The organism is Methylophilus sp. OH31, from assembly GCF_000576615.1.
In the GTDB taxonomy this organism is placed as follows: domain Bacteria; phylum Pseudomonadota; class Gammaproteobacteria; order Burkholderiales; family Methylophilaceae; genus Methylophilus.
On record NZ_BAUS01000007.1, the window covers coordinates 300,714 to 323,000 of the forward strand.

The following is a 22,287-nucleotide window of genomic DNA, read 5'->3' on the forward strand; positions in this document are numbered from 1 at the left end:
GTGTTTTTTCTAAGTGTCTAATTATTATAGGTAAATTTTACCTGTTGCAAGTGGCACAGTCTTTGCCAAGTAGTTCGTGTTGTTTTCGCATGAATTTTGAAAGGACTGACAATGACTGTCGTGACTGTTAATACTGAACTGGATCTGGATCATTACGTAAACGAAACTGTGGCGGAAGCCAAACTGGCTTTTGAGGTCTTTCGCGAGACGGATAGCATCACTGCCAATGGTACCGTGGGCTTTGTGCATCGCGTGCCAGGCCAGGATAAATTGATCATCGTGAATGACCCGGGCCCGTTTAACAAAGGCAAGCCGATTGAAGCAACCGTGGTGGGCTTTGATGGCACGGTCTATGCCGGCAAAGGCAGTGGCGCAGGCGCTGGTCGTTATACCAAATTGTTCCAGGTGCGCCCGGAAGTCACCACGATTTCGCATATACATTCCACCTACCTGGGTGCCTGGGCACAAACACACCGCACATTGCCTATCCGTTATGTGCCGGTGCAGCGCTTCAACCTGATTAAAGAGTTGCCGATTTATATTGACCGCCGCCAGCAGGAAGTTGATTTTATCCTCGACCAGATTGCGATTAATCCACATCACACGGCGATTCTTGAAGCCAATGGTGGTGCCACGGTATGGGGTAAGCAAGGTCTGCGCAAACTGGCAGAGTTTATTCTGTTGCTGGAGGAAGGCGCCAAGTTGCAAACCCTGGCAGAGGCCCTGGGTGGCTCCCGTGAGTATGGCCCAGGCGTGTTGAAGCAACAATGGAAAATGTCCAAGCTTTACGACCAGGCCAAAGAAGAAGGCTTGTTGCGTCCTTCCGACTTGTAATCACAGGAGCTACCAAGTGAGCACAGCACAACATATCGATCAAATCTGGTTTACCCGTTGCCCGGTGCCGACTGCTACTGGCCTGGCCTATAAATTAGGCTGGCTTAATGAAGAGTTTGCGCGTGACAACATTAACATTGCCACGTTGCAAGAAGCGCCCAAAGAGTTATCCAAGCATCATTACGATCATGAGTTACCTTCGTTGATTCGTGAGGGTGGCAACTTGCTGGCGCTGGCCGCCAAGGCACAAGGTGCGCCGACCAAGCTGATTGGCTTGACCTGGATTGATGAATGGCAAGCGATCCTGGTGCGGCCGGATAGTGGCATTACCACGCCTGAGCAATTGAAGGGCTTGCGCCTGGCCTTGCCGGCGTTTATCGAGCATCCGATTGCCAGCCATGTACGCGGCAGCAGTATTGCTCGTGGCATGAGCCTGCATGGTTATAAAGGCGCTTTGAATATCGCTGGTTTGACGCTGGATGATGTGGCTTTGGTCGAGGTGCCTTCTGGTCGTGGTAATCGTAATGGCCGTGATAACCCCAATGGTCTAGGTGAGTTGTGGTCTGGCCTTGATGCACTTATCGAAGGCAAGGTCGATGCGGTATATGTAAAAGGCGCATCTGCGGTGGATGCCGCTAAGCGTGTGGGGGCTGTGGTGGGTATCGATCTCGATAGCTATCCTGAGTTGTCCAGCCGCGTCAATAACGGCACACCGCGTCCGATCACGGTACATCAGTCATTGTTGGACAACCATTATGACCTGGTGGTGCGTTTCCTCTATCAAACGTTGCGTGCGGCAGATTGGGCCAAAAGCAACCTCAAGGGTGTGCGCGAAATTCTGGAGTCCGAAACCCGCTCGGGCGAAGACGGCGTGACGACGGCTTATGGTGAGAACTTCCATTTGCAACTGGCGCCTGATTTGTCCCCTGAGCGCGTAGAGCTGTTTCGCCAGCAAAAGAACTTCATGCTGGTGCATGGCCTGTTGGACAAGGATTTTGACCTGGATGCGTGGATCGATTTCAGGCCGTTGCGTGATGCAGAACAGCAGTTGCATCAATATGCGGCGGTTGCCTGAAGCAAGTAAGTAAGCCTCGCGGCTTAAGCGTAAATAAGGAGTAAGTGTGAGCAGATTTTTAAACTATGTATTTTCGGCATTGGCGGTGACTGCATTCACTATGTCAGGCGCCCACAGTGCTGAAACCGACCCGAAAGTGGTGAGAATTGCCACCGTGGCTTATAACCTCAATGGCAAGACGCACTATCTGGGTAGCACCGAGCTGGCCAGTGAAACCGGTTTGGATGAAACCTTGGCTAAGCGCGGCGTCAAGCTGGAGTGGGTGCCTGCTGCCACGGCGATGGTCGGCCCCATCGTCAACGAAGCCTTTGCCAACAAGAGCATAGACTTCGCGGCCTATGGCGATTTACCACCGATTATTTTGAACGGCTCCAAGCCACGCGTGCAATTAGTCGCGCCGTGGGGACGTAGCGGTAACTCTTATCTGGTGGTGCCCGCCAATTCAACAGCAAAAAATATTGCTGACCTCAAAGGCAAGCGCATTGCCTTGCATCGGGGCCGTCCGTGGGAGATTCCATTTGCCAACCTGGTGCAGAAAAACGGCTTCAAGCTGACCGACTTCAAGATTGTGAACGTGAATCCGCAAGTCGGTGCTGCGGCATTGGCCAGTGGCTCGGTAGATGCGTTCTTCTCTTTAAGTGATGCCTATAACCTGGTGGATAAAGGCGTGGGTAAAATCATCTGGTCGACCAAAAATGCCCCACCGGACTGGAAACTGATGGGCGGCTTGTGGGCGCGCAATGACTTTGTCAAAGAGCATCCGGAACTCACTCAAGCCATCGTCACCTCATTTATTAAAGCCAACCATTGGGCAGCGCAAGAAGCGCACAAGGAAACCTACCTTAAGGACTATGCTAGCCTGGTACAGCCTGAGAGTGTGGTCAGGCGCGACTATGAAGATGATAGCGTGAGCTGGCGTGACCGCTGGTCACCGCTTTATGACCAAGCGCTGGTGGATCATTACAAACGTGCAGCCTCTTATGCGCGTGAGTCTGGCCTGATTCGAAACGATATTGATATTCAGCAACTGCTTAACTCAAGCTTTGTCGACAAAGCTTTAAAGGAGTTGAACCTGGAAACCTTCTGGGCGCCATCCCGGATTGCATCACAACAATAACCTTTATTGCTTCCCGGCAATCCCTTCCAACAGATGGTCTCCCGCCATCTGTTTTTTTATGTCTGTTGCTATACCAGCACATGCCCGCCGTCAGATGATGGATATACAACATTGCCCAACACAGGGTATTCGCTGGAATGTATATAACCTTATGATTATTAAGTAATAAATATTAATTTTTAACTTGGCACAGGGATTGCGTATAGCACTCTAGTTATTTTGCACAGGAAGAAACATGAGTCGCCCTAAAACCGCTTTAAGTGTGATCAATGAAGCGCACGTAGATAGCCTCGGCGAAGACAATGCGTCGGTGAGAACGTCAGGCCTGCGTGGTTCGCAACATCTGTCACTGGCGAGCTCGGCGGCCGTGCTGGCGGTAGAGGGCGTTTCCAAGACTTTCCAGCTCAACGGCAAAGCGTTGACCGTGCTGTCAGATTTTTCACTGGCCGTGACCAAAGGTGAATTTATTTCCATTGTCGGTAGTAGTGGCTGCGGCAAGTCGACCTTACTCAGGCTGATTGCAGGACTGGATAGCGCTTACGACGGCAGCATTGTCTGGCTGGGTGACAAAGTCTCAGGGACCTCGCTGGACCGGGGCCTGGTGTTTCAGGAGCATCGTTTGTTCCCGTGGCTGACCGTTGAGCAGAATGTGGCGTTGGCGCTGGAATCTTCTGGCCTGACACAGCAGGAGGTGGATGCGCGCGTGAAACACCAGATTGAGCTGGTTGGCCTGTCTGGATTTGCCCAGGCGTTCCCACACCAGATTTCAGGCGGCATGTCGCAGCGTGTCGCGATTGCCAGGGCCTTGGTGCTAAAACCAAGATTGTTATTACTGGATGAACCGTTTGGCGCACTGGATGCATTGACTCGCCTCAAGATGCAGCAAGAATTGCAACGTCTTTGGGAAACCGAAGGTACCACTTCCATCCTGGTCACGCATGACGTCGAAGAAGCAGTGTTCCTGGGAGATCGCGTGGTGGTCATGGAAGCCAATCCAGGGCGTATCAAACGCGTGGTGGCTGTGGATTTACCCAGACCGCGCCATCGTACTTCACCGGAGTTTCAGCGCATTAAAGATGATGTGTTAAGCGACTTCATCGAGATTAGTTAGATTTATTAGGAGTTTGTATGTCAACAACGGCACTGAAAACGCCCGCTGAGCATTCTACGATTTGGGATTCACTCACAGATAAAAGCAAATCCAGAAAGAACCTGGTCGCCACTGGCGAAGATTTTGGCAAGTTATCCGAGCGTCTGGTCAGCAAGTTTAATCGCGTAGAGCAGATTATTCCGCGTAATAAATTGCTGGCGCTGATCGGTGTGGTCATTCTGGCCCATATTCTGGGTGTGACTGGGTTTATTAATGCCTTGCATCAACCCAGCATCGTTAAGCCAAAGAAAAACGAAGTGATTGTGGAGTTTGTGAAGCCGGAGGTGATTCCGCCACCAGTCATTGAGCCGCCAAAACCACCTCCGCCACCACCACCGCAGGTCAAGCGCGCTGACCCACCGCCACAGGCCGCCAAGCCAACGGCATTAAGGACCGCCCCCGCTGACCAGCATATTGCGCCGAACGACATCGTGGTACAGGAAAACACCACCGCGACAAAAACCAGCGGCCCGGTAGTCGCTGACCCGGCGCCAGAACCAGCGCCACCTCCGCCGGTGGTGGTGAAAGAAGAGCCACTGGTAGAAGCTAAAGGTGGTGTTGGTCATTTGAATAACCCTGATCCTGAATATCCCGATTTTGCTGCGGACCAGGGCTGGGAAGGTACGGTGGTATTACGGGTGAAAGTGTTGCCTAACGGCAAGCCTGCCGATGTGAAGGTTAAGAAGTCCAGTGGACACGGTGTACTGGATGATGCTGCGGTTGCTGCAGCGAAGCGCTGGGCATTTACCCCGGCAAAACGAGGGAATACCCCGGTCGAAGGTTGGGCAACATTCCCAGTTGAGTTCAAGCTGCAGTAATTTTTTTAATTTGAAAAGGAAATATTATGTTTAGTTTAGAAACCTATCAAAGCGCATCCCCAGTGGTGCTTGGTGTATTGATTACCTTGCTGGTGGCCTCTGGCGTCACCTGGACCATTATCCTGGCCAAGTCTTTCCAGGTGTGGCTGATCCGCAAGCAAAACGTTAAATTCAGGGCCGCCTTCTGGGGTGCAAAAAGCCTGCAAGAAGCCGCCACGCTGGAAGGCCATAACGGCCCGGCCTACCGTGTCGCCCAAGTGGGGTTTGAAACCCTGAAAGACCTGGATGTGGAGTCTGCCGATGATCTGCGTCATAGCGGTGACCGCCAGGAAGTACTTGAGCGCGCACTGCGCCAGCAGATTCAAAAAGAGCGCGTATTACGTGAAGCAGGCCTGGTTGTATTGGCCAGTATCGGTAGTACCGCACCGTTTGTTGGTTTGCTGGGTACGGTCTGGGGCATCATGCACGCGTTGACCGACATCAGCAAGCTGGGCACCGCCAGCCTGGAAGTGGTCGCAGGCCCGATTGGTGAAGCCCTGGTGGCGACAGCCATTGGTATTGCCGTGGCTGTGCCTGCGGTGCTGGCTTATAACTTTTTCCTGCGTCGCTTAAAAACCAGCAGCACCAACCTGGATGACTTTGCTGAAGATTTAATCAAAGTATCGCGTCGCGTCACCTTTAAAAAGGCAGATGGCTCCAAGGCCGGTGAGTTTGTTGCATCCTCTTCAGCGGCTTCTGCGGTGGTGCGTAACCTTAAAGGAGCAACTGCATAATGGCTATTTCCACAAATGCTGATGATGACGTATTGAGTGAAATCAACGTCACACCATTGGTCGATGTCATGCTGGTATTGCTGGTGGCTTTTATTGTGACCGCGCCTTTAATGAACAACGCCATTCAGGTCAACCTGCCGAAAACGGCTGCCACCAAAGCGCCTGAGCAGAAAAAGCCAGTGACGGTATCGGTAGATGCTGCTGGCAAGCTGTTTATCGATCGCCAGGAGTATCCGCTGGAAACGATAGAGCCTGAACTGAAAAAATTGCATGATAACAACCCGGATGTGACCTTGCATTTGAGTTCTGATGAGGCCGTGAATTACGGCAAAGTCGCCAAGGTGATGGCGGCAATTGAGCGTGCCGGTATCACGCGCGTGGCCGTATTGACGCAAGGCGAATAGTGAAACAAGGTGACTAGAGTGAAACTGGATGAGGTAGCAAGTTGATGACACGTGATTGGAAACAATTTTTCCCTTTCCTGATTTCGCCCATCCTGCTGCTGCTTGTATGGTGGTGGGTGGCTGCGGCGGGCTGGTACGCTGACGATGTACTGGTTTCGCCCGGTGCGGTGGTGGCCACGCTGGAAGAGCTCACGGCTAACGGCGAACTGGCCTTGCACCTCAAAGCCAGCTTCTTCCGTCTGCTTACCGGCTTTGGCCTCGGTGCACTCACCGGCGTGCTGTTCGGTATCTGGATGGCGATTTCACCGCGGGTAGAGGCGTTTGCGCTGCCCTTGTTTCAAGGCTTGCGTCAGGTGCCTACGATCGCCTTGATTCCCATCCTGATCCTGTTGCTGGGGGTGGATGAGATTTTCAAGGTCATTATTGTGACCAAGGCCGCTTTTTTGACCGTTGCATTGGCAGCCTATGATGCGACCAAAGGAGTATCCAAAAACTATTTTGAAGTGGCGCGCATTTATCACCTGCCCCAAACCACGCTGTATCGCAAACTGATTATTCCGGCCATTACACCGCCTGTATTCACCGGGCTCAGGATCGCTTTTTCACGCTCCTGGACCATCCTGGTGGCGGCGGAGCTACTCGCAGCGGATAGCGGTATCGGCCAAATGATGCAATTAGGGCGCGAAATGTTTCGTCTTGATGTTGTCATGGTCGGCGTCGTCATCACTGGCCTGGTCGGCTTTAGCATAGACAAACTCTTTAAGTGGGTCGAGATTCGCCTGATTCCCTGGCAACCCGCGGTCAAAGCATAAGTCATTCATCAACAGCAAATAAGTAGATAGACATCCGCATGCAAAATTCTTTTTATAAATGGATTCCCGACTGGCGTGGCTGGGTATTGCCGATAGTGGTCATTCTGGCCTGGGATGCGATGTCGCGCCTGGATGCCAATCATGCTTATGCCTTTGCTTCATTGGGCCAGATTTGGGCCGGTGTGGTCGAGCTCAGCCGCAGTGGCGAGTTGCTGGTGAATGTGCAGGCCAGTGTACAGCGTGCACTTACTGGCCTGTTACTGGGCGCCAGTGCCGGTTTCCTGGTCGGCTCACTGGTGGCAGTGTCGCGGACAGCCAACATCCTGATTACGCCGATTTACCATGCGATCCGCCAAGTGCCTTTGCTGGGCCTGGTGCCATTATTCGCATTGTGGTTTGGTAATGGCGATACCTCAAAGTTGATTGTTGTCAGCCTATCGGCGTTTTACCCGGTGGTGCTCTCAACCTTTGAAGGCATGTTGCAGGTTGACCGCCGCTTTAATGAGGTCGGGCAGGTATATCGCTTGAGCCGCTGGCAGATCTATCGCCGCATCACTTTGCCAGCTGCCTTGCCGCAGGTGTTTACCGGCTTTTCATTAGCACTGGCGTTTGCGTGGCTGTCCACCATCGGTAGCGAGTTATTGTTTACCGCTGGTGCCGGACTGGGCAATTTAATGATGAACGCACAGGAAGCTTCCCGGATGGATGTCCTGATTATTGTGACTTTTGTGATTGGCGTACTCGGTTATGGGATGTCTCTGCTGATTAAGCTGGCGAGTAATCACCTGTTCAAATGGCGCCAGGTCGGCTAGCGCCGTCCGCAACCGCCAACCATCACCAAAACTATCGCCGCACTCAATATATAGATCTTGGCGCAAACATCGCAACGCGATGCTGTGCGCCAAGATCAAGATTTAGATAGAAGTTGAATCCTTTGACTGAACATTCTCTTGAAAACAAACCTGTATTACCGCAGTCAGGCCAGCAACCATGGCCTGCATTTTTTGCTTTTAACCTCCATCATTACCCGCTGATCCGCTGTCTGCTGCTGTATAGCCGAACCCCAGTCCGGTTCTGGCTCTGTACCGGGTTGTTTGCGGCGGCCAATGTGCTGCTGGCATTGCAGCAAGGCCTGATTGCGCGAGCCATTGATGAGGTGCAGCATGGCAAAGCCATTGTGCGCACGGTTACTGGCGCTTTGAATAGCGAGGTGGCCTGGCAATGGTTACTGATCATTGTCGGCATTGCGCTGGCACGTGCCGCGATCTTGTATTTTGTCGGCTGGTTATCATTGATTATCCAGCAGAACCTGATTGGACATTTGCGTGAGCGCATTTTGATTCAGGTACAGCGACTGGATCAAAGCTATCACTGGCAACATGGCGCAGGCGAACTGGTGACGCGCACCACGCGCGACTCTGACAAGTTGCGAGATGCGTTGATCAGCTTCTGGCGCCAGGTGGTAGATACGGCATTGGTGGTCAGCGCCGCCATGGGATTTTTATTCTGGTATGACTTCTGGCTGGGCCTGGTGCCGCTGCTGTTGTGCCTGATTGGGTTTGGTATTTTGCTGTTGCAAACCGAACACCTGGTTAAACTCGATCGGGCAGTGGGCGAAGCCTACGATGCCGTGAACCAGGACCTGACCGAAGGCGTCAATGGCGTACGCGTGATTAAAGCTTTTGCGCTGGAAGCCAGCCGTATCAAACGTTTTGAGCAACAGGTGCAGGGCTTTATGACACAGGCGTTTGCCGCACTGTCGTTTTATACCTCACGTATTCCCTTGCCGCAATTTGTGGTCGCGCTAGGGCAAGTCTGGGTGCTGGGGTTTGGCTGCCACCTGGTTTATACGCACGCGCTCAATCTTGGTCAGTTGATCGCTGCTTTACTCATGGTGAATACCCTGGTGTTTAGAGTAGAGGGCGTGGGGAGGGTCATGCAGGTGTTCGCCGATGCACGCTCTTCGGCCGCCCGCATCTGGGACCTGCTGGATGCCGAGCCAGAGATCACATCTGGCACGCAGGCCTTACCGGCCGGGCCATTATCACTACGCTTTGAACAGGTATCGGTGTTACCGCCAGAAGGCGGTAATCCGGTACTCAGTGATTGCACATTTGATATCGAAGCCGGTGAAATTGTGGCGCTGGTGGGTACCACCGGATCGGGAAAAAGTACGCTGGCAGGCCTGGTGCCCAGACTGGCAGAAGTCAGCCATGGCCGGGTCGACATTGCGGGAAGTGATGGCCAATGGCTGGACGTCAAAGACCTGCAACTGGCCGAATTGCGCAAACAGGTACATACCGTACCGCAGGAGGCTTTTTTGTTCTCGGATACGCTGGCGGCCAATATGCGGCTGGCGGCACCTGAAGCCACTGACGACGACCTGGAATGGGCGCTGCAAATGGCGAGTGCATCAGAGCTGCTGGTGAGTCTGAGTGACGGCCTGGAAACCCGCATTGGTGACCGTGGCGTGACTTTGTCTGGTGGTCAGCGGCAACGTGTCTGTCTGGCGCGCGCCTTGCTCGGGCAGCCGCGTATCCTGGTGCTGGATGACGCCACCAGTGCGCTGGATGCGGTGACTGAGCGCAATGTATTAAACAATATCCGCGCCCTGAAAACACAAGGGCGTGCGACGACCGTACTGGTGATTGCCAGCAAGTTATCTACCATTTTGCTGGCAGATAAGGTGCTATTCCTGGCAGGTGGCAGCATTATCGCCGCTGATACACATCAGGCGCTGGTGAAAAATAATGCGCGTTATCGTGCACTGATGGGGTTGGATGATGGCCGCTGAACGTAACCCGAATATTAAGGCCCTGTCTGATATCGAGCTCGAAGAAACCCTGGCCAAGCAGCAACTGAACCGCAATATGTTCTGGCGGCTGCTGCCACTGTTGAAACCCGTGCGCAAGTATATTGTGAGTGCCATGCTGCTCGAACTGGCCCTGGTTTGCTTTGTGTTCTTGCGTCCTTATTTTATTCAGCAGGCCATTGATTTTGGTTTGCTGTATGAGTCACAGGCTGCGGCTGACCGTGGCGCCGTGGTTGGCTTGAACTGGCACGTGATTAATGTCGCCATGCTTGGCCTTGCCGGTATGTGGGCTGCACGTTTTGTGCTGGCTGGCTTGTCGCAATATTTTTCCGGCACGGCGGCTATCCGCATTTTGAACCAGTTGCGCATAGACCTGTTTAGCCACGTACAGCAACTAAGCGTGGCTTACTTTGACCGCACCAAATCTGGCCGCATCATTTCCAGGGTCGATCGGGATATTGATGCCCTGGAACCACTGCTGATTCAAGGGCCACCGGAGATATTTTCTGCTTTGCTCAGGTTCGTCATGGCCGCTGGCATATTGTTGTGGGTGTCGCCGACGCTGTTTTATCACCTGGTGCTGGTAATCCCCTTGCTCATCCTTTCCAGCACGCTATTCCGAAAACTGTCCAGCCAGCATTTTGCGCGTGTGGCTGAAAACCGTACCCGTTTTACCGCGCACCTGGTCGAGACCGTGGCAGGCGTGCGCATTATCAAACAAACCGTGCAGGAAGACAGCAACTTGCAGCGCTACCGCGCGCTGGTCAATGCCTTTATTCATTCACTGGTGCGCAGCAATATTGCTGCGGGCTGGTTCACACACTTCACCGGCGTGCTGACGATACTGGGCCTGATGCTGCTTTTAGTGGCAGGTGGTGAGGAAGTCTCACTGGGCCATTTAACCCTGGGGCAATTTGCGGCCAGCCTGTTTTATGTCTATATGTTTCTGGGGCCGCTACAGGAGCTTGGTGACCTTGTAGAGCGTTATACCAATGGCGTGGCTTCGGCCCAGCGTGTGTTTTTATTACTGGATACCAGGCCGGAAATTGTGGATGCCCCTAACGCGCAGACACTTGCCTCGATTAAAGGCGAGGTGAGCTTTAAAAATGTCGGTTTTTCCTATGTGCCAGATCAGTCCAAGCCTGTTATTCGAAACCTGGATTTAACGGTTCCGGCCGGGCAGGTATTGGCGATTGTCGGCCCAACCGGCCACGGTAAAAGTACCTTAATTCAATTGCTGACGCGTTTTTATGATGTACAGCAAGGGCAAGTGCTTATTGATCAGGTCGATATCCGCCAGCTGAGCCAGCGTAATTTGCGTCAGCATGTAGGGGTAGTGTTGCAAGACAACGTGCTGTTTAGCGGCAGCATTATTGATAACCTGCACCTGGCAAAACCTGAAGCCACCTTGACTGAGTTTGCGCAAGCCGCGGCCGAGTTAGGCATTGATGACCTGATTAGCCGTCTGCCACATGGATACTATACGGAAGTGGGTGCCATGGGCTCACACCTCAGCCACGGTCAGCGCCAGCTGGTGTGTTTGCTGCGCGCTTATCTGGCCAACCCCACTATCCTCATTCTCGATGAAGCCACGTCGGCCGTCGACATACAAACCGAACGCCGTATCCAGCATGCGCTGCGGCGTTTATGTGAAGGCCGCACCGCCATTATTATTGCACACCGCCTGGCCACCATCCGCGATGCTGACCTGATTGCCGTGATACATCACGGTGAATTGGCTGAACTCGGTCCGCATGCGCAACTGATCCAGCAGCAGGGTAAATATGCCGAGTTGTATCACGCCTATGAGGCAGGCGAGCAGCTTTAATAAGAAGCAATCAACTGTTGAAATTACATCACCCGGCTGTTTAATAGCGTACACACGTATTTGGGATGCTGTTGTTGATTGCTCGCAAGTCATTGAATTATATTGGATATTTAATTTTCTTTGCATTTGGCATATTTTGTGCAAATGACTGCATGAACTGTTAAACAAACGCAACGTTTGATGGTGAATCCCTCGGGAACCGTGCTTCTGGAGGTGGCTTGCGTACGTTAGCAGTGGCAATCACATGGACCAACAGACATGGCGAGTACAACACGTTTGAGCCGCCATGAAAACAATTTAATTCACTAAAGGAATGTATTTATGAGTAATCAACAACAACTTCCTGACAATACGCTTTGGTTTACGCGTTGCGCGGGTAATGGTCAAGGTGGTGTACCGACGGCTTCCGGTATTGCGTTTAAGCTGGGCTGGCTGCAAGAAGAGTTTGCTGCGGACAATATTCGCCTGCGTGCCTTGCAGGATGATGACAGTGCTGATTTCAGGCATCACCATTACGACCACGGTCTGCAAACATTGATTCGCGAAGGCGGTAACCTGTTTGCGATCCCGGCCAAAGCGCAAGGTGCCGAAACCCGTTTGATCGGCCTGACCTGGATCGAAGAATCACAATCCATTATTGTGCGCCCGGATTCCAATATCCGCCGCCCGGAAGACCTCAAGGGCAAGCGCCTGGGGTTGCCTGCGTATAACCCCAAAGATGTGATTGAGAACAAGCGTGGCCGGACCATCACGCGTCATAGCAGCCTGCATGGTTATAAAGGCGCACTGGATTCCGTTGGCCTGACACTGGATGACATCCAGCTGGTCGAGGTCGGTCAAAACGAAGTGACCGCGTCTGGTCGCCGTTATGGCGGCTGGCAGTCCAGTTTTAACGCCCTGCTCGAAGGTAAAGTCGATGCCGTGTATGTTAAAGGTGCGGCAGCACAAGACGGTGCCCGTGACCAAGGTTTGGTCGTGGGGATTGACCTCGATGCGCTGCCGGAAAAACGTTTCCGTGTGAATAACGGTACGCCACGCCCGATCACCGTCCATCGTTACCTGTTAGAAAATCACTACGATTACGTGGTGCGCTTTTTAACCCAAACCTTGCGCGCCGCAGAATGGGCCAAAACCAACCTGGCCGGCGTGCATGAAATCCTGCAAAGTGAAACTGGCGGCACGGCAGAAGGGGTGGCTGCGGCTTATCGCAATGGCTTCCACCTGTCACTGGCACCTGATTTGTCTGCAGAGCGCATTGAGTTGTTCCGTCAGCAGAAAAACTTCCTGCTCACCTACGGCATTCTGGACCGCGACTTTGACTTTGATGCCTGGATTGATACCAGACCATTGGCCGATGCACAGCAGGCGTTAGAACAACTGTTGGCTAACGAACAGGGCGGCAAACTGGCTGCTTAACACCATGATGGCGCGTGTCTTGCACGTGCCATTTTTCTTTTTCAGGAGCAAGCATGGCTTTTACAATTGATTCGGTCGCGCAGCAGGTGCGCACCTTTTTGCTGGAAGACAAAGGTCCAGCCGGACGTGAGCGTGTACGCGTGTATCTGCAAGACGTGGTATCCGATCAGGCATTCGCACAGCAATACCTGGATGACGCCCAACCACAACGTCGCGTACTGTACGAAGATACCGATTTAGGCTTTGCCATTCTGGGCCACGTGTTTAAAGAAGCCAGAAAAACACAACCGCATGACCACGGTGTTTCCTGGGCCATTTATGGCCAGGTCGCCGGCGTGACGACCATGGATGGCTGGGATGTGATTGACCCGGCCGAACCAGGCGGCAAGCCCGGTACGGTGAAATTACGTGATTCGATTGAGTTAAAGCCGGGTAATGTCCGCGTCTATAACGAAAACGAGATTCACTCGCCACGCCGCGATGGCCCGGCCAAGCTGATCCGCATTGAGGGAAATCCTAACCAGAATGCGCCCGGACGTATCTGGCAGCCAGTATAATCAACTGGCAGTCAAACACATCCTTCAACCATATCAAGGATATAACCATGTCAGAGCATATTTATAAAGTTGTTGAGCTGGTCGGGTCTTCCCCCGTCAGCAGTGATGATGCCATTAAGAATGCCATTGAACGCGCGGCAAAAACCTTACATCACCTTAACTGGTTTGAGGTCGTGGAAACGCGCGGGCATATTGCGGATGGCAAAGTCGCACATTTTCAGGTCACGATTAAAGTCGGCTTCAGAATCGAAGAATAATAATACCCAGTGTAGTGTCTTGATCACGGCCCGGGCTTGATCCTCGGGCCGTTTTTTGTGGGGTATTTGAAAGTGTATGACCTTGTTTAAGACGTTGGGTCTGATAAGTTGTTTTTAATATGGCCTAAAAGCTTGAGCAGTACTTTGCGTTCTTCCTGCGTGAGACCTTGCACTGCCAGATCAGATAGTTCTCTTTCGGTTTTTTTCAGACTTTCAAATATATCCTTGCCTGCTTGAGTCAGGTTCAGCCTCGTCACCCTTTTGTCTGTGCTGTCGGGTTTTGCATCCAATAACCCCTTCGCGCGCACCTCGGTAATCAGCCGTGCAAGCTGCGCTTTATCTTTACCAGAATCCGCTACCAAATCACTCAGCGTCGCATCTGGATGCCGGGCAAAGTAACCTAATACTTTATGCTGCATATGGGTCAGGTCGACACCACTGTCTTGTATCAGGCGGTACTGGCGCGCGCGGAATATGTGCATCAGCCGGTGGATGGTTTCAAAAACCTGATGCGTATCATCCGGATTATTGTTGACAATGTCTACTTTATTGATCATCATGGTTGATATTATCAACTAAATAAGGTGTGGTGGAAATGTTTATCAAAGAGCATCAGTTTGAGAGAGTCCGCTTTGAATTGCAACAAAGACCTGTTGAAGTGTTGAAAGTAGATCATACAAGCGAAGGGTTTGTCACGGTGACTTTTACCGGGCCATTGCTGGCACAATTCAACAGCCTGTCGTTTGATGACCATATCAAGTTCATTTTTACCAATAGCCAAGGCGAAACGGTCAGGCGCGATTACACCCCACGCAGTTTTGACACTGCCTCGCAAGAGTTGGCCATTGAGTTTGCATTACATGCGCATGGTGATGCTTCTGACTGGGCCAGGAATGCCAAGCCGGGAGACCAGGCCATCATTGCCGGGCCTAAAGGCTCCAGAATTATTCCCAAGGACTTTGATTGGCATTTGTTGATTGCGGATTCTTCCAGTTTGCCTGCGGTGGCTCGCCGCTTGGAAGAGTTGCCTACAGATACCCGGGTGATTGCGTTGATTCAGGTGGAACACGACAGTGACCGCCGTGACTTCGGCCATGTGTCCACAAGAGACATACGCTGGGCTAATTCTCACCAGGCGTTGATCGATATGGTCAGTGCCATACCATTACCCGATGGCGATGGCTTCAGTTGGGTCGCAGGAGAGCATGGTTTTGCTTTGCAGGTGAGGGAGTTGCTGATTGAACGCGGCCAAGCAACAGAACTGATGAAAGCGGCTGCTTATTGGAAAAAAGGAACGACTAATTTCCACGAGAAAATCTAGTTAATTTGCAATTAGACAGTTTCATTATTTGGCGATGGCCGCTACAAAATCCGCCGACAGTTGTGCTGTCAGTTGGCTGGTCGGCTCTGTTGTCAGACCATGATCGCCAATCACAATCGCTGCCCTGGCAGGGCCTCCGGCGCGCGCGAGAAAGCTGTAAAGTGTTTTCGGGTTGCATGCGGAATCTGCATCGCCAGCGATCCAAAGCGAGGGTCTGCGCTCGTTGGCAATGTCTGGGTATAGTTGGTCGGCGGTAAAGCCTTCTTTGCTGCAAACTGGTGTCAGTTGCAAGATGCCTTTAAGCGTTGAGTCGTTGCGCAGAATCTGCCAGGCGATGACCGTTCCACGGGATTTTCCGCCGACAATGATGGTGTTGGGATCCACGCGTTTGTCGGCTTTGGCGAGCGCGACGACGGTCGTAAAGTCTTCAATCTCTGGTGAGCGGTCGGTATCTGACGGTTTGCCGTTTTTGTCTTTCACATAGAATGCCCACTCGAAACGAAACACGGCAATGTTGTGCTTTAACAGTTCGCGTTCCACCACTTCATTGATTTTTTGCTTCATGGTGCCGGTGCCTGGCCCCAGAATCACTGTGTGAAAAGGGCCTTTCCCTTCAGGGAAATTCGCAACCACACTGATTGGTGCGCCACGCGGGGTATCGATGTTCACTGCATCGGCTGCTTGCACTGGTAGGCTGAGTAAGCATAAAACGGCCATCAATAATTGTGTTAATCGTGTCATGAATAGGTTCTCGGCAATACGTGCGGGTGGGGCGGACCGGAGGTAACACCGGCCCATTGTATCCACCGCTTATTTATTCGGTTGTGGTGTCAGGCGCAGGTAGGGCTTGACGGTTTTGTAGCCTTTGGGGAATTTGGTTTCAAGCACCACCGGGTCGGTGATTGACGGCAAAATCACGACATCCTGGCCGTCTTCCCAGTTGGCCGGGGTGGCGACGCTGTGGTATTCAGTCAGTTGCAATGAGTCGATGACGCGTAATAGCTCATTAAAATTACGCCCGGTGCTGGCCGGGTAAGTCAGCGTCAGGCGGATTTTTTTGTGCGGGTCGATGATAAATACTGAGCGCACGGTGGCCGTGGTGCTGGCATTGGGGTGGATCAGGTCATACAAGGTCGAAACCTTGCGGTCGGCATCGGCAATGATGGGGAACTGCACATCCGTGGATTGTGTTTCATTGATGTCCTTGATCCAGCCATGATGTGACTCTACTGGGTCTACCGACAGTGCAATGGCTTTGACATTGCGCTGTTTGAATGCCTGCGCCAGTTTAGCGGTGGCACCGAGCTCGGTGGTGCACACCGGCGTGTAGTCAGCCGGATGTGAAAACAGGATGGCCCAGCTATCGCCCAGCCATTCGTGGAAAGAAATCGGGCCCTGGCTGGATTGTTGTGTAAAGTCCGGGGCGATGTCACCTAGTCTGAGGGTCATGATAAAACTCCTTTTGCTTGATATGGTTGTTCGGTTGTAAGGGCTGGTGTTGGCATCAACGCACAGCCCTAATGACAGTGCGCACGGTGCAGTGCCATGCCTGCTTTCTCCAGAATCAGTTCTATATGGTTAAAGCCAGCTTCTGCCAGAGATGATTGTTGTTCCAGGATGGACATGTATAGCTCGGTGTTGTGCATGCCGCCTGTATCCGTATGATGGTCACAAACCAGGTAGTGGCCGTGACTATTGAGCAGGCCTCTCACTTGGGTGTGCAGGGTACTGGTACGTGATTTGTGGCGTAGTTCATGCACTGCTTGCATGGTGACTATCAGGTCAAACTGGCCTAGGCCTTGCACCCAATTCGGGTCAAGAAAGTCTCGTTCTAAAAACTGAATCGGTTTTTTTGTTGGGTCCAGCGACACCCCTAGCCGTTGCCTGGCTAACGTGTGCATGGCTGGTGAAAAGTCCAGCGCAATATATTGGCACTGGGGAAATGTACGCAGCAGGTTTTCGGCCAGGAAACCGGGGCCGGAGCCTAGCTCCAGGATACGTATGCTTTTCTGTGATGCATGTTGTCGTGCGATGTCGGCAAACGCTGCAATAAATTCAGTTCGCGCCGGGCGCTTGATCAATGCCGTGCGTGCCCACTCCTCGGCATCTGCCGTTTGCTTTAAGTCGATCGGGCTGGGAATCTCGGCAACCATGTGTCATGTCAATTATTGGTGTGGGTGAAACAACAGGTATTCCCGGTCGGCAATACCTGTCGATATGCGCTGGTGGATTAAGCGGCTTTTTTCTTCAGGCGGAACACTTCTGCCAGTGGTGCCGGGTCGATCCAGGCATTGACGTCAAAGTCGCCCTTGAGGAAGCCCCACTCCAGCAGGAAGTTTTTGTAGGCCTCCAGCCCGGCGATCGCTTGTGCATCCAGGTTGGTGCCTTGATGCAGATGCACGTCGTCACCGTAGGCTTTGCGTACCCACTCGTCAGTTGAACCAGATTCTTTGGCGATATAGGCCACAGTTTCAGCTTCGTGTTTGGCTGCCCATTCAGCCACATCTACAATGCGGCTCAAAAAACGGACTACCAGGTCTGGACGGTCGCGCAGCAACGCTGCGTCGACAGTAATTGGACGCGGTGCGCTGTTGTTTGATCGTACGATAGGATCGGGGTGCTGACGAACATCATAGATAATGGTGACGCCATGGGCATTGGCGCTTTCATAACCGCGGGCACCTTTCACATAAATGGCATCAACGAGGCCACTCTCTAATGCCTTGTACTCCGCGGCATAGGCAGCACGCGTGCCTGCTGCCCAGCTGATGCTTGGCGGTTGTTTCTCAACTGGAATATCGACCAGCGCTACGTCTTTCGGTGTCAATCCAGCGGCTTCCAGGCTCACCACAATGCCGCGTAAAGCGCTGGCACGCTGGTGATCAATGCTGATGTCATGTACAGGCAGCGCAATACGTTTGCCCTTGAGTTGTTCAACTTTTGTAATACCTGAATTTGGCAGCGTCACGATCAATTGTGCTTCGTCTACCCAGTTGAGGCCGATGACTTTGGTGTCTGTGCCTCTGGCCTTGGCCCAGATCGCTGGCACGTTGCCGCCCTGGCGGAAAGAGTGCGGCAGGCGGTGGTCGTAGTGTGACTCCAGCAGCTCCGGGTCTTGGGTTTCCTGCAGGGTATTGATGGTGATGCCATCTTGCACAAATTCGCTGCTAAACCAGCCTTCACGTGCGGCGAGGCCGAGTGGGGTTGGCACCGGGCAGCGGGTGTACCAAATGCTGTCAATTTTGTTATCTGCGGACATGCTTGTCTCCTGATTGTGAGTGAATACGACTTGGGAACTCAATCAATTGCAGGAAGCGTGCCAGCCAGTAATTCTATTAATAATCAAAAAGATAGCTGTTTTTGTATTGCACGGGAGCGGACACTTTGTTGCCTGTGCAACATCCGCTCCCGGCTAACTGTTGGTTTGACAGCATCAAGCGGCCAGGGATGCCTCAGAGGCTTCCTGATAGGCTTTGTATAAGCCCGAATAATGGCCATCTAGTGCAATCAGCTGGCTATGCGAGCCTTTCTCTACCACTTGGCCATCACGAATCACGGCAATGGCATCCGCATCGCGGATGGTCGATAAACGATGCGCGATGATGATGGCGGTACGACCTTCGCATAAATGCCTGAAGGCAGTCTGGATTTTGCGCTCCGTTTGCAGGTCGACGGCGGAGGTCGCTTCGTCCAGCACCAGGATGGCCGGGTTCGCCAGATAGGCCCTGACAATACACACCAGCTGCCGCTGACCGTGGCTCAGAAACGCGCCCAACGGCCCGACTTGCGTCGCATAGCCTTGTGGCAAGCGCTCCAGAATTTCATCGGCACCCAGTTCTTTGACCGCATATATCAGCTCGGCATCACTGGCCTCAGGCGCGGCCAGGCGCAAATTCTCCAGTACGGTGCCACTGAACAACACATTATCCTGTAACACCAGGCCGACTTTACGTCGCAAGCTGGTTTGTGCGTAATCTTTGACATTGATGCCATCAACCAGCACTTCACCTGCATTCACTTCATAAAAACGGGTCAGCAACTGCACAATCGTGCTTTTGCCATGGCCGGTTGGCCCGACAATCGCCAGCACTTGGCCGGCCGGGATGTCCAGGCTCAGGTCCTGAATCACGTAGTGAGAGGCCTGCGGGTTATATTTGAAATGCACATGATTAAAAGCAACATGGCCATGCACCGTCGGCAGTTGTGGCGTTGCCGGGTCCACAATTTCCGGCTCGGTATCCAGCAACAGAAAGATGCGCTGTGCTGAAGAGGCGCCCGTAGAATAACGTTCAAACAGATCATTCAGTTCTTGTAGCGGTCCTAGAAACAACTGCACGTAAAACAGGCTCTGTGCGATCTGGCCGACGGTCATTTCATGATCGACAATGCCCAAACTGCCAGTCGCGAGTAAAAAGGCCATGCCTACGGTGCTCAGTACTTGTGTCAGCGGTAAAAACCAGCTCGATCTGAGGTTGCCTTTGATTAGGATGGTATTAAAGTCGTGCAATAACGCGCGGTAACGGGTAGCGTTATCTTCCTCCACGACCGTTTGTTTGATAATGCGTACGCCAGACACGGTTTCTACCAGGTGGGCGGTAAAGCGCGCCCTGGCCTCGGCCACTTTGGCCCAGTTTTTTTCCGAGATACGTTTAAATAACCAGGTCGCGGCAAACAGCACCGGCACGATGCTGGCCAGGGCGAGTAACAGCTTGGGGGAAATCACCCACAAGGCAACGCTGGCAACCACAAAGCGTAACAATGCTGACAGAAGCTCTGGCGGGCCTTGAATCAGTAGCGGTTCCAGTGCATCAATATCACGGTCAGCACGCGAGATAATGCGTCCGGCCTTGGTCTGGTCAAAGTAGCGCATGCTCAACTGTTGCAGGTGTGCGAACACCTGCACGCGCAAACTGTTGAGAATATGCACGGCCGCGCTGCCGGACAGATATTGCGATAAGCCGGACACACCAAAACGCACGATCCAACTGAGGCCCATGCCTGCGCTCATCCACACTAGCAATGGCGTATTGAGCGCAATACCCTGTGCGGTCTGGATAAAACCGTGATCAATCACCTCGCGTAAAAACCAGGGGCGGATAAAGATCACGCCGACCAGCAAGGCTTCAAGCAAAATAACCGCCGTCACTTTGCCTGAGACCTGTTTCAATAATGGCAGCAAGCGCCAGAACATATTACGGTCCAGGCTTTTTTTCGCTAGCGCCTGCTCAAGCTCGATGTCATTCAGCGCGCGTTCTTGTCTTAATTTTTCAGCCATGTTGCACTCCAACTAAATCGCGGTAAGCGAAATGGGTTTGTATCAGGTCCTCATGCGTGCCTTCGGCGATGATGCGGCCTTCAGACAGCATTGCGACGCGATTTGCCAGTAAAATGGTTGAAAGCTTGCTGGCGATAATCAGCACCGTGGTATTTTTGCCGCTGCTGTGGCGCAAGTGGCGGATGTTATCCAGTACCTTGCGTTCGGTAATGGCATCCAGTGCGCTGGTGGAATCATCCAGCACCAGTATCGATGGCGCCGATAAAAAAGCGCGTGCCAGGCTGATGCGTTGGCGTTGACCACCCGATAGCGTGATGCCTCTGTCGCCGATTTTTGTCTGCAGGCCATCGCTGAGCTTTTCCAGTACTTCATCGGCGGCGGCGAGATGCAGCGCCTGTAACAGCTCTTCGTCGGACGCATCCGGTTTTGCCAGGCGTAAGTTGGCCGCCAGCGTGTCAGAAAACAAGAAGCTTTCCTGTGGTACGACGTGTACAGATTTACGTAGCTGTTGCAGATTTAAGGTTTTGACATCATGCCAGCCTGCCCAGGCTGAACCGACTTCTACACTGCCGTGCTTGGCATCCAGCAACCGTGGCAGTAGTCCGGCCAGTGAGCTCTTGCCTGCGCCGGTTGCACCGACGATGGCCACCGTTTCCCCCGGACTGACTTCCAGGCTGCAATGATGCAAAATGGCCTGGTCACTATTCGGTGCCTGGGTCGTCACGTTAGTTAAACGGAAACCCAGTGCCTGCGTCGCCAGTGTGTGCGGGCCAGGCAGAATATGTGGTTCTTCATCCAGCAGCTCCCAGATGCGGGTGGCCGATGAGCGAGCGTCAGCAAACACCTGCATCACGCGGCCGATACCTTCGACGCGGAACACCAGGGCATTGGCAATGAGCAAGGCCGCCACCAGTTGGCCAATATTCAAGCTACCTTTACTGACCAGATACGCGCCAAACGCCAGAATCCAAACCTGGCTCAAGCCAATCACAATCTGTGGTAAAGGAATTCTTTTGGCGGCAAACGCCAGTGCGGTATGCGCATGGGTGACAAAAGTATCGACCAGGCTGGCAAAGTGTTTGGTACGGGCGGACTCCAACCCGAACGCTTTAATCACACGGATGCCATTGACGCCTTCACTCAGCTCCTGGTTTACCTGGTCATAAGCATTGCCGACTTCGCGGTCGAGAATCACCAGCGTGTTGGTGTGTTTGACGAACAGCCACATGCCGGCAACGACCAGCAGCAGTGTGCCTAAACCAATCAGTGGGTGATACGCACTGAGGACCGCCACGGAGATCAGCACCCAGATACTGGCTTCAAATACCTGTCGCCAGAAGTTAATCAGGGCGTCACGCACCTTGTCGGCATCGCGCGTGGTGCGTGTCACAATTTCGCCAATGCCATGTTGCCAGTGATAGGCCAGGTCCAAACGTTGTACCTGGTGCAAAATGCGTTCGCGCAGAATATATAACAACTCCTGGCCAATAATGAGTGACATCACGCCACCGATATATTGCAAGACAGCGCGGCCAACAGCCACACCAATGAGCAGTGTCAGCCAGTGACGGGCATTGCTCACATCAAGCACACCCTGCGCGTTGCGCGTAATAAATTCGCCAATATGGATGGATTGCACAATCTGTCCCACTAGCCACAGTTGCCATGCCATCCCCGCATTGACCAGGATAAACAGCAGGGCAGTGAAACTGAATTGCCACGGCATGTACGCATAGAGTGCGAGGCAGCGTAGCAAGGGTTGTTTTAATTGAAAGAAAGGTGCGCGCGGCGATGGCGCATGCAGCCCATTTTCTTGTGTATTGATATAGGACTTCAAG

General features: G+C 52.8%; 22 protein-coding genes. 15 read left to right on the forward strand and 7 right to left on the reverse strand.

Features of this window, described 5'->3' with window-relative positions:
• Positions 1–111 precede the first annotated feature (111 nt).
• The 14 genes from OH31_RS10725 (at position 112) to OH31_RS10790 (ending at position 13,853) form a co-directional block, all read left to right on the forward strand.
• Positions 112–834, forward strand: a complete 723-nt coding sequence (locus OH31_RS10725; protein WP_019883270.1) for a class II aldolase/adducin family protein — start codon at positions 112–114, stop codon at positions 832–834.
• A 16-nt stretch (positions 835–850) separates the two neighbouring features.
• A complete protein-coding gene (locus tag OH31_RS10730) occupies positions 851–1,909 on the forward strand; it encodes an ABC transporter substrate-binding protein (protein WP_024930726.1) in 1,059 nt (352 codons plus the stop codon).
• Between the two features lie 46 nt (positions 1,910–1,955).
• A complete protein-coding gene (locus tag OH31_RS10735; RefSeq protein ID WP_024930727.1) occupies positions 1,956–3,026 on the forward strand; it encodes an ABC transporter substrate-binding protein in 1,071 nt (356 codons plus the stop codon).
• 235 nt (positions 3,027–3,261) lie between these two features.
• Positions 3,262–4,137 carry an ABC transporter ATP-binding protein gene (locus tag OH31_RS10740; RefSeq protein ID WP_024930728.1) on the forward strand — a complete coding sequence of 292 codons (876 nt, stop codon included), beginning with the start codon at positions 3,262–3,264 and terminating at the stop codon, positions 4,135–4,137.
• A 17-nt stretch (positions 4,138–4,154) separates the two neighbouring features.
• The gene (locus OH31_RS10745; protein WP_024930729.1) at positions 4,155–4,994 is read left to right on the forward strand and encodes an energy transducer TonB; all 840 of its coding nucleotides are present in this window, start codon (positions 4,155–4,157) and stop codon (positions 4,992–4,994) included.
• Between the two features lie 26 nt (positions 4,995–5,020).
• Positions 5,021–5,767, forward strand: coding sequence for a MotA/TolQ/ExbB proton channel family protein (locus tag OH31_RS10750; protein ID WP_019883264.1), 747 nt, complete (start codon positions 5,021–5,023; stop codon positions 5,765–5,767).
• Positions 5,767–6,171 carry a biopolymer transporter ExbD gene (locus OH31_RS10755; RefSeq protein ID WP_019883263.1) on the forward strand — a complete coding sequence of 135 codons (405 nt, stop codon included), beginning with the start codon at positions 5,767–5,769 and terminating at the stop codon, positions 6,169–6,171. Before OH31_RS10750 ends, OH31_RS10755 begins: the two co-directional genes overlap by 1 nt.
• A gap of 44 nt (positions 6,172–6,215) precedes the next feature.
• Positions 6,216–6,983, forward strand: a complete 768-nt coding sequence (locus tag OH31_RS10760; RefSeq protein WP_024930730.1) for an ABC transporter permease — start codon at positions 6,216–6,218, stop codon at positions 6,981–6,983.
• Between the two features lie 38 nt (positions 6,984–7,021).
• Complete coding sequence (locus OH31_RS10765; protein WP_024930731.1) at positions 7,022–7,795, forward strand: ABC transporter permease; 774 nt, start codon at positions 7,022–7,024, stop codon at positions 7,793–7,795.
• A 113-nt stretch (positions 7,796–7,908) separates the two neighbouring features.
• Positions 7,909–9,777 (forward strand): ABC transporter ATP-binding protein, encoded by a 1,869-nt coding sequence (locus tag OH31_RS10770; protein WP_024930732.1) that lies wholly within the window; start codon positions 7,909–7,911, stop codon positions 9,775–9,777.
• Positions 9,764–11,623, forward strand: coding sequence for an ABC transporter ATP-binding protein (locus tag OH31_RS10775; protein ID WP_036299113.1), 1,860 nt, complete (start codon positions 9,764–9,766; stop codon positions 11,621–11,623). The genes OH31_RS10770 and OH31_RS10775 overlap by 14 nt, the downstream gene beginning before the upstream one ends.
• A 321-nt stretch (positions 11,624–11,944) precedes the next feature.
• Positions 11,945–13,039, forward strand: coding sequence for an ABC transporter substrate-binding protein (locus OH31_RS10780; protein ID WP_019883256.1), 1,095 nt, complete (start codon positions 11,945–11,947; stop codon positions 13,037–13,039).
• Between the two features lie 53 nt (positions 13,040–13,092).
• Positions 13,093–13,596, forward strand: coding sequence for a hypothetical protein (locus OH31_RS10785; protein ID WP_024930734.1), 504 nt, complete (start codon positions 13,093–13,095; stop codon positions 13,594–13,596).
• A gap of 47 nt (positions 13,597–13,643) precedes the next feature.
• The gene (locus OH31_RS10790; protein WP_024930735.1) at positions 13,644–13,853 is read left to right on the forward strand and encodes a dodecin; all 210 of its coding nucleotides are present in this window, start codon (positions 13,644–13,646) and stop codon (positions 13,851–13,853) included.
• An 86-nt stretch (positions 13,854–13,939) separates the two neighbouring features.
• Here the strand turns inward: OH31_RS10790 and OH31_RS10795 are convergent, their stop codons facing one another.
• Positions 13,940–14,413 (reverse strand): MarR family winged helix-turn-helix transcriptional regulator, encoded by a 474-nt coding sequence (locus OH31_RS10795; RefSeq protein ID WP_242402262.1) that lies wholly within the window; start codon positions 14,411–14,413, stop codon positions 13,940–13,942.
• A 35-nt stretch (positions 14,414–14,448) separates the two neighbouring features.
• Between OH31_RS10795 and OH31_RS10800 the strand changes: the two genes are divergently transcribed.
• Positions 14,449–15,174, forward strand: coding sequence for a siderophore-interacting protein (locus OH31_RS10800; RefSeq protein WP_024930737.1), 726 nt, complete (start codon positions 14,449–14,451; stop codon positions 15,172–15,174).
• 24 nt (positions 15,175–15,198) lie between these two features.
• Here OH31_RS10800 and OH31_RS10805 read toward each other — a convergent pair whose 3' ends face one another.
• The 6 genes from OH31_RS10805 to OH31_RS10830 all read right to left on the reverse strand — a co-directional run bounded on the left by OH31_RS10805 (position 15,199) and on the right by OH31_RS10830 (position 22,286).
• Positions 15,199–15,915 carry a S9 family peptidase gene (locus OH31_RS10805; RefSeq protein ID WP_024930738.1) on the reverse strand — a complete coding sequence of 239 codons (717 nt, stop codon included), beginning with the start codon at positions 15,913–15,915 and terminating at the stop codon, positions 15,199–15,201.
• Positions 15,916–15,984: 69 nt separating this feature from the next.
• The gene (locus OH31_RS10810) at positions 15,985–16,623 is read right to left on the reverse strand and encodes a peroxiredoxin (protein WP_019883248.1); all 639 of its coding nucleotides are present in this window, start codon (positions 16,621–16,623) and stop codon (positions 15,985–15,987) included.
• A gap of 68 nt (positions 16,624–16,691) precedes the next feature.
• Positions 16,692–17,327, reverse strand: coding sequence for a trans-aconitate 2-methyltransferase (locus OH31_RS10815; protein WP_024930739.1), 636 nt, complete (start codon positions 17,325–17,327; stop codon positions 16,692–16,694).
• 77 nt (positions 17,328–17,404) lie between these two features.
• Positions 17,405–18,433, reverse strand: a complete 1,029-nt coding sequence (locus OH31_RS10820) for an ABC transporter substrate-binding protein (RefSeq protein WP_024930740.1) — start codon at positions 18,431–18,433, stop codon at positions 17,405–17,407.
• A 174-nt stretch (positions 18,434–18,607) separates the two neighbouring features.
• A complete protein-coding gene (locus OH31_RS10825; RefSeq protein WP_024930741.1) occupies positions 18,608–20,449 on the reverse strand; it encodes an ABC transporter ATP-binding protein in 1,842 nt (613 codons plus the stop codon).
• Positions 20,442–22,286, reverse strand: a complete 1,845-nt coding sequence (locus OH31_RS10830) for an ABC transporter ATP-binding protein (protein WP_024930742.1) — start codon at positions 22,284–22,286, stop codon at positions 20,442–20,444. Before OH31_RS10830 ends, OH31_RS10825 begins: the two co-directional genes overlap by 8 nt.
• Position 22,287 lies beyond the last annotated feature (1 nt).